Raw genomic sequence first — 5,731 nt, 5'->3', positions numbered from 1 at the left:
CTGGCCTTGGGGCTGGCCCTGGCCGCCCCAAGGCCAGCAAAATCGCGAGAACGATTGCCCGGCGCATCTTACGCGGCACCCCCCAACCTGGTTTCTACGAACGGCCACTCGTGCGGGGCAGGCTGCACCTGTACCGCCGTGGTGGAGCCGGAGACGCGCAGGATACCCTGCCCCGGCCGGGCCTGGGCCAGGAGGTCGCGGCATCCCCCGGCCAGTTTGAAGTACTCGACGACAGCCTCTGCGGCGTGGTCCTCCTGCTTCATCACCAGGAGCGAGGCGCAGGACTCGATCACCGCCCGGCCCTCCTTGGTTGCCGTGAACTCCTCGAAGCGGTGCGTGGCGATGGTCAGCGCACAGCCGTACTTCCGGCCCCGGCGCGCGATGTTCTCCAGGTGGGCCGCCGCGTCGGGGTGACGCAGGAACATCCACGCCTCGTCCACGGCGATATTCTTCGGGTGTTTCTTGCCGCCGCGCAGGGCGAAGCCCGTCAGGAGCCAGGTCAGGACCGCGTAGACGCCGATAAACCGGGCGAAATCCCCGCCCAGGCCCTTCAGGTTGAAGCAGATGAAGGGCGCGTCGGCCAGGCGAAGGGTAGTCTGGCCGTCAAAGAAGCCCAGGGAGCCGTCTTTCAGCAGGGGCTTCATCGCGTCGGCCAGCCGTTCCGCGCCGGGCGTTTTGGCGAGCCGGGCCTGCACGTCGGAGAGGGTCGGCATCGGCTTCCGGATCCCGCCCTCGTACAGGCTGGCCGGGTCACTGGTAATCCCCCTGGCCGCGTATTCCTGCCGCAAGGCGTCCTCCAGAAGAGCCGTCTCCCGCACGTCCAGACCCTGGGCGCTCTGGTAACGGTACAGGGCAGCCACGAGACCGTGAAGGTCGCCCATCTTGTCCTGAATGTTGACGTACCTGCGTCCCTGGTCGTCCTCCTCCACGTCTACATCGAGCGGGTTCATCCCCGAAAACCCGCCGGGCCGCAGGTGGACCACCTGCCCGCCAAGGGACTTGGTGTAGTAGACGTACTCGCCCTCGGGATCGACGTAGGCCGTCCGCACACCCCGGTACGCTTCGAGCAGAGAAAGCGTCCGTAGCGTGACAGACTTGCCGCTTCCGGGCTCGCCGCAGATGAACATGTGCTGGTTCGAGATGACCCGCTCACCGGCGAAGCGGTCCAGCAGCACCGGCGCGCGGGTGTACAGGTTGATCCCCACCACCGCGCCGCTTGCGTGACCGCCCTGCGAGGCAGCCAGCGGGAGACAGCAAGCCGCCGCGCCGGAGGTCAGGTTCTTCGCGTGATCCTCCACCTTGTTGTTCCCGAGGGGTAAGACCGTTTGCAGACCCTCCAACTGGCGCAAGGCCAGCGCCCTGGGCCGTACGCCCCGGCGGGCCAGGGGGTTGGTCGCGGCGTGGCTCCGGGACCGCAAGTCGTCCGCGCTCTCGGCATGCACAGCCAGCGTGGTCGTGACGTTGAACAGCCTGTCCTGTCCCAGTTGCACGGCCTCGCGCAGGGCGCGGTAGTCCGCGGCTTGAGCCTCCAACTGGCTCAGACGCTTGACAACGCCCCGCTGCCGGTCAAGGTCCAGATGCGATAGTGCCTTATTCTCCTTGGCCGCCAGGTCTCGGGACACATCGTTGTCATTTACGGGTTCGATATGCACGCTTACATCCACGTCCCCGGCCTGGAGGCATTCGTCCAGCCAGCCCACCGTGAGCCGGCGCGGCAGGGCATGCAGAGCGTAGACGCGGCAGCGGGCCTCTCCCAGGTGCAGTTCGTCAAACCCGACCTCCAGGCCGTCCGGGACGAACAGGTCCCGCACGTCCAGAGCGCGGGCCGCCAGGTCATACTTTCGTGTTTCCGAAGTCTTTGATTTCCTTCGTCGTCTTGCCAGGCGCATAAGGCCGTCCTCCTTCTCGCGGTGCTTCGGTCTTAGAAAAGCAAAAGCCCCGCCGAAGCGGGGCAGCCCATTGAGGGCGGTTTCAGACACACATCAGGCGGTCGATCCGGGCGTGAACCGCCGGATGGGTCGCGAACAGCGCCGCCGCGCCGTGCGGCTCGTGCGCTGTGTCGAAACGGTTCAGGAGCCGCACCAGGGCGTCGCGGTAACCGTGTCTTGCGGCATAGGCGTCGGCCCTGCACTCCTCGGAGCGTCCCACCGCCAGGAAGGAAAGCTCCAGCAGCTTGGAGAGACACCAGGCCACGAGCTTCAGGAACCAGGCGAAGGCCACCAGGAAGAGCCCGAGGCCGAACATCTGCCGATCGCCCCAGGTGCCGCCGATCATGCCTATGACGCCGAGCGCCGCGATAAGCCCCGTGATCGCCCAGGCGGCCACCGTCCCGGCCAGGTTGGCGACGTGAGCCACCAGACGAACCTTGCTGTCTCTATGCGCCAGGTGGCCGATCTCGTGCGCCAAAAGGGCCTCAATCTCGTCCGCCGGCAAGGCCAGCGCCCCACGGGTCACGGCGACCGTCTTCGTACCGACGGCCAGGGCGTTAACGTCGCTCGTGTGCGGGACAAAAAGCTCCGGCGGGCTCTCGATCCCGCATCGCTTCAAAACCCGCTCGTAGATGGGCCGCAGGGCGGCCTCTTCGTCCGGCAGGGGCCGGAGCTTTTTGACAACACGAAAATACGCCTCACCCGCCGGGGTAAGGACCAGGCCGATCAGCACGCCCTCAACTAAGACGGCGGCGTAGAGCAGGGTGTCGCCGCTCCAGAACAGCGACAGGAACATCCCGATGATGATCCAGTTGACGAACACAATAGCCCCCAGGACAAGCAGGCGGGCAGCGGTGAACACGTTCCGCACTCAGGCAACGCTCCTTTCGCTCACGTGATACAGGCTCATCGCCCCGGCGGCCACGGCCTCCGAGGGCCGCCAGGCGGAGAACCGGTTCAGGGCATGGTGCAGAAGATCGGCCGCGGCCTCCGATGTAAGCATCTCAACGCGCACCCGGGCCGGGCTCAGGGCCCCGGCCAGGGCAGCAACGCGGTGCAGGATTTCCCCGCGCACGGCCTCCCACCCGACGCCGGGGGCGTCATATGGGAGGACCAGGTATGCCTGCCGCGCCCCGGCGCTTCTCTCCTGTGCCATCGCCTCCAGGTAGTCCGCCCTCTGCCGGGCCAGCTCGGCCAGCGCCGGCGGCAAGTTGGCCTGGCGCAGCTCTTCCACCGCACCGCGCAGGTCCACCGACTGGGCCGTGACGTACACCTGTACGGGGTACATCAAAGAGCGCAGAGCGGCCGCCGCCGCGTCCTCGATCGCGTCCTGCTCCTCCGGCGACAGGAGCCAGAAGTCGGCCGCCGTCAGGCGCAGGACGGCGCGGTAACGGCCCCCGGTCAGACAGACGATCCCCTCCCGGATCGTCTCCACATCCCACAGGTCTTTAAGGTCCTGCTGCTTCTTTTTCGCCTTGTTTTTTCGATCCCTCGGGGCCGCGGCGGTCCGCTCCCCCTGCTGCACACGCCGCATGTACAACCACGTCCCCACGCCCAGCAGGGCGGAAAGAACCAGCATTACAACAGTAAACGCGCCCATCTACGCGCCTCCTCTCAGCGCCCAGGCTTTTCGGCGCAGTTTCCACCGGGCGTAGCGGAAAAGAAAAACGTCCATCGCCATGCCGTAGGCCCGGCCTAGAGCCAGCACAGCCCCGGCAAGGAAGAATAGGCCGAACACGAGCGCCCGGAGGTACCAGGGATACCAGGGCAGCGGCAGCGCCGCCGCCCCGCCCCCCAGCGCGAAACCGACAAACAGCCACACCAACTGCCGGAACGTCATCACACCGCCGACAACCTTGTCTTCATCTTCGAGTTGGACGGCTACAGGGTGCTGGCGCATCGCTTATGCGCCCCCCACGCGCTTCATGAGCCCCACGAGAAAGCCCGCGAAGAGCAGAGTCGCACCGAGACCGACGCCGCCACCCAGGATATAAGGGATAGCGCTCATCGCCTGCGCCCGCTCCTCGGGCTTGTTGGCGGTGATAATTAACTTGAACGCCGTCCAGGCGATGGCGACGAAGATGCAGACGGCACCCAGAGGCATAAGAATTTCCTTCCCCACGTCCACTAACCTGGTCGCCACGTCGTCCGCCGTGGCCTCGGGCAGCCCGGCCTCCGCGAACGCCGGCGCGGCCGCCGCCAAGGCCAGGACGGCGGCAACCAGAACGATAAAGACGTTGACTCTACGCATCGCTATAACCCCCTTTGATTAGACTAAGATTGCAACCAGGCCGCGACAGCCTTGACTGCCCCCACAACATACGGGGCGTTGTACCACAGGCCCAGGCCCAGAGCCACGAAGAAAAGGGCCGCGACAACCCGCCGCACTATTCCGGCCCCCAAAACCAGTACCATGATCAGCAAGAACCCGCTCGCCGCGATGGATAGCTTAGCGACCATGTCCGTAATAGGGCTCATCTGCTTGTAGGCGATATCACCCAACTGGTTCAGCTTGTTGCCTAACTCTCCCGGGCTGACCACCGGGATACCCCCGATAGTCTCCCCGCTTCCCGCTGGGGCCGCCTGGCCTCCCGGGGGCTGCCCGGCATCCTGCCCGGTCTCGGCAAACGCCGGGCCGGCCAGGGCCAGTACCACGGCCAGGCACACCACTATCCATAACACCCTGCGCATCGGCTACTCCTCCTTTCGCATCACGACGATGACCGCTTCCGGGCCGTACCCGGGTACCGGCACCGTCAGGTTCGCGTATCGCCCGACCCATTTCCCCGGGTCCGGCTCAACACCCAGGGTCAAGGCCCTCGCGACGAACGCCGCAAAGCCATGCTCGCCCTCGAAGGTCAAGAGGCCCGTTTCCGGGTCCGCCTCGGCCCGCCCGGCCTCGCAGAGGATGATCCCGCAGGTCTCGTCCGTGTTTCCGTCCGCCCGGGCCGCCAGCACCTGCACCCAGTACGGGCCGGGATTCCGAGCCAGCCACGTTTCCAGGCTGATATAGTCCCCTTCCTGCACCCTGCCACAACCCCCTTTGAGGCGGCGGGCGGGCCTAAGCCCGTCCGGCCGCCGCCTTCAGTTCTTTCCCCGTCCTGAACACCGGCACCACCCGCGCCGGGATCGAGATCTCCTCCCCGGTGCGCGGGTTCCGCCCGGCCCGGGCGGCCCGCGCGACGGGCGCGAACACCCCAAAGCCGGACAGCCGCACCTCATCGCCTTTCGCCAGGGCCTCAGCGACGGTCTCCAGCACGGCGTCCAGCACCTGGCCCGCCTGCTTTTGGCTGAGGCCGCTCTTCTCTGCCGCCACCTTGATAAGCTCCGCCTTTGTCACGCTGTCCAACCTCCGAGTATGATTTCGGCGGCCCTGTCGAGGGCCGGGCCGCCACCCGCCCAATCATCTCCGCGCCCCTATTACAGGTGTTTCATTACACACCACCTCCTTCGCCAGCCGCTTTCATCAAACGCTTGGGGGGCCGGTTTCCCCGGCCCCCCAAGCGACCGTTCTATTCCGCTACCGCTCGTCGCAGTTCCCCACCCGGCCGGAAAACGATCGCCTTTCCGGCCGGGATCTCAAACTCCTCCCCCGTCTGAGGGTTGCGGCCCCTCCGGGCCGCCCGCTCCCGCACGAAGAAGACTCCGAAGCCGGGAAGGCGCACGTGCTCGCCGCGCGCCACGGCCTCACGCAACACCTCGGCAACGGCGCCCAACATCCTGGCACATACCTTTTCCGTCATCCCTGTCTTTGCCGCCAGAGTCTTGACCATCAAATGCTTGTTCACCATCCTCACCTCCTT

The 5,731-nt window shown here is 66.3% G+C and carries 9 protein-coding genes; all 9 read right to left on the bottom strand.

Annotated elements, in window-relative coordinates:
* Window positions 1-68: 68 nt before the first annotated feature.
* The 9 genes from QMC81_11585 to QMC81_11545 all read right to left on the bottom strand — a co-directional run bounded on the left by QMC81_11585 (window position 69) and on the right by QMC81_11545 (window position 5,719).
* Window positions 69-1,889, bottom strand: coding sequence for a hypothetical protein (locus QMC81_11585; GenBank protein ID MDI6908111.1), 1,821 nt, complete (start codon window positions 1,887-1,889; stop codon window positions 69-71).
* An 82-nt stretch (window positions 1,890-1,971) separates the two neighbouring features.
* Window positions 1,972-2,799, bottom strand: coding sequence for a M48 family metalloprotease (locus QMC81_11580; protein MDI6908110.1), 828 nt, complete (start codon window positions 2,797-2,799; stop codon window positions 1,972-1,974).
* Complete coding sequence (locus QMC81_11575) at window positions 2,800-3,528, bottom strand: hypothetical protein (protein ID MDI6908109.1); 729 nt, start codon at window positions 3,526-3,528, stop codon at window positions 2,800-2,802.
* Entirely contained in the window at window positions 3,529-3,828 is a 300-nt protein-coding gene (locus QMC81_11570) for a PrgI family protein (GenBank protein MDI6908108.1), read from the bottom strand.
* A 3-nt stretch (window positions 3,829-3,831) separates the two neighbouring features.
* On the bottom strand, window positions 3,832-4,179 hold the full coding sequence (locus tag QMC81_11565; protein ID MDI6908107.1) for a hypothetical protein: 348 nt from the start codon (window positions 4,177-4,179) through the stop codon (window positions 3,832-3,834).
* Between the two features lie 23 nt (window positions 4,180-4,202).
* Window positions 4,203-4,619 carry a hypothetical protein gene (locus QMC81_11560; protein ID MDI6908106.1) on the bottom strand — a complete coding sequence of 139 codons (417 nt, stop codon included), beginning with the start codon at window positions 4,617-4,619 and terminating at the stop codon, window positions 4,203-4,205.
* A 3-nt stretch (window positions 4,620-4,622) separates the two neighbouring features.
* Window positions 4,623-4,955 carry a hypothetical protein gene (locus QMC81_11555; GenBank protein MDI6908105.1) on the bottom strand — a complete coding sequence of 111 codons (333 nt, stop codon included), beginning with the start codon at window positions 4,953-4,955 and terminating at the stop codon, window positions 4,623-4,625.
* A gap of 34 nt (window positions 4,956-4,989) precedes the next feature.
* A complete protein-coding gene (locus QMC81_11550) occupies window positions 4,990-5,268 on the bottom strand; it encodes an HU family DNA-binding protein (protein MDI6908104.1) in 279 nt (92 codons plus the stop codon).
* Between the two features lie 172 nt (window positions 5,269-5,440).
* Entirely contained in the window at window positions 5,441-5,719 is a 279-nt protein-coding gene (locus tag QMC81_11545; protein ID MDI6908103.1) for an HU family DNA-binding protein, read from the bottom strand.
* Window positions 5,720-5,731: the final 12 nt, after the last annotated feature.

Source organism: Thermoanaerobacterales bacterium (assembly GCA_030019475.1).
Taxonomy (GTDB): domain Bacteria; phylum Bacillota; class Desulfotomaculia; order Desulfotomaculales; family JASEER01; genus JASEER01.
The sequence above is the reverse complement of the archived record's forward strand: the minus strand, read 5'-3'. Positions and strand labels throughout refer to the sequence as shown.

Bases quoted from the DNA above. Each gene is read 5' to 3' on its own strand.
- QMC81_11585 (MDI6908111.1), bottom strand. From the start codon at position 1,889: ATGCGCCTGGCAAGACGACGAAGGAAATCAAAGACTTCGGAAACACGA.
- QMC81_11575 (MDI6908109.1), bottom strand. From the start codon at position 3,528: ATGGGCGCGTTTACTGTTGTAATGCTGGTTCTTTCCGCCCTGCTGGGC.
- QMC81_11570 (MDI6908108.1), bottom strand. From the start codon at position 3,828: ATGCGCCAGCACCCTGTAGCCGTCCAACTCGAAGATGAAGACAAGGTT.
- QMC81_11565 (MDI6908107.1), bottom strand. From the start codon at position 4,179: ATGCGTAGAGTCAACGTCTTTATCGTTCTGGTTGCCGCCGTCCTGGCC.
- QMC81_11560 (MDI6908106.1), bottom strand. From the start codon at position 4,619: ATGCGCAGGGTGTTATGGATAGTGGTGTGCCTGGCCGTGGTACTGGCC.
- QMC81_11545 (MDI6908103.1), bottom strand. From the start codon at position 5,719: ATGGTGAACAAGCATTTGATGGTCAAGACTCTGGCGGCAAAGACAGGG.